This window comes from Gardnerella sp. CCPDSM, from assembly GCF_056754715.1.
The window spans coordinates 1-1401 of the sequence record NZ_JBQEQO010000028.1; the positions used below are offsets into that span (position 1 = coordinate 1).

Annotated in this window: 2 protein-coding genes and 1 pseudogene; all 3 read right to left on the reverse strand. The window is 39.9% G+C overall.

The genetic code is table 11. The features are described from left to right. The coding region (locus tag ACTJLE_RS06275) for an S-adenosylmethionine synthetase N-terminal domain-containing protein (protein WP_481267883.1) at positions 1-648 on the reverse strand (648 nt) is incomplete at its 3' end. After that, a complete protein-coding gene (locus tag ACTJLE_RS06280; RefSeq protein ID WP_004125754.1) occupies positions 641-1144 on the reverse strand; it encodes an NUMOD4 domain-containing protein in 504 nt (167 codons plus the stop codon). The genes ACTJLE_RS06275 and ACTJLE_RS06280, both read right to left, overlap by 8 nt. A 10-nt stretch (positions 1145-1154) precedes the next feature. Continuing rightward, a pseudogene (locus tag ACTJLE_RS06285) lies at positions 1155-1401 on the reverse strand (terminase); the annotation flags it as partial.

Sequence of the window (1401 nt, forward strand, 5' to 3'; positions counted from 1 at the left end):
GCCGGTTTCCTGTGCTTTCAAAAACGCGTAAATATTAACCGACACGTCAGCTTTCGTAAGATCCTTACCATGAAGACCGCCGCCCGTAACAGCATCAGCCATATCTGACCCGAGTTTTCGGTTAACCGCTCCCGTATCCACGCTGATACCACCAGTCCAGTCGCCTAAAGGATTAACAAACGCACTCGGATAGTCTTTCAATAAGTCTTCTCGTTTAGCGTGAGACTGGCAGATGATAAGCTTTTCACCATCAAGAACATACTTGCCGTCATACGGATACTTTTCATAAACCTTTCGAGCAATAGCAGAAAGCTTCTTCTGCTCGCCTGTTAATGGTACGCCTTTAAAAATCCCGTTATCGCCACAGCGAACCATACCATCCTGGTTTCGGCTTAAATGCTTATCCTGTGGCACGACCGTAATATCAATCTTTACTTTCCCAGGGCTTAAACGGTGGATAATATTTTTAATATCCTTAAACTTAAACATCACCGTGCTTTCAATACACACGGCACACTTACCATGCCCGAGCATCACTTCAACAGCGATCTTTGGATTCTCATCCAGCTTGTAAGCCAGATCAACAATTGCTCCAGCAATACGATCCGCAATCTTGTCGACATGTGACGGGTTTACTTTTTCAATCATGGTTCTTTTCCTTCCTTCCGATTTTCCAACCAGCTGCAATAAAAAAAGGAATGTTCGAAATTTTGATAAATTTCTCTACATTCCCTTTGCTTATCCATTTTCTGTTTTTTGAGCTATTACTCAGCTTTATCAACTGATTCTTATGTGGCTTTCTTCCTCTATTGGCTATAGAAATCTTTTCTTTAACCTGACCATAATTCATGTTGTATCTTCTGCTACACCATTCCAAATTATCGATTCTGTTGTTACTTTTATCTTCGTCAATATGGTTTATGTCAGAATAATCATTAGGATTAGGTAGAAAAGTTAATGCCACAAGTCTATGAACAAGTAGGTTTCTCTTGTTTCCGTTCTTCCATAAATACACCCTTTTATAACCATTACGCTGATAATCACCTTTAAGAATTTGAGTGCTACGTTTTATGCTTCTAATTTTCCCTAAATTAGAAGCTTGGTAATGACCTTCATATTCAGGAATATCTTTCCATACTTCCACATTTTTTCTCCTAAATGTTTTTACGTGTTAAAAGCAGGCGTTCCATTAAATCGTTTTGAGGTGAAACACCATCAAACTCAGTCGAACAGTTTTCTTTCACAATCTGGAAAATCTCATTCCAAAGCCTGACCGCCTGATTCATGTAGTTAATACCAATGTTGATAAAAGGCGAAGGTATCGGTTTACCCGTGGTCGGATGCTTGGAAAGAAACCCGAGTTTACTGGTTACTTCCTCGCATTGAATCCAACGAGCACAG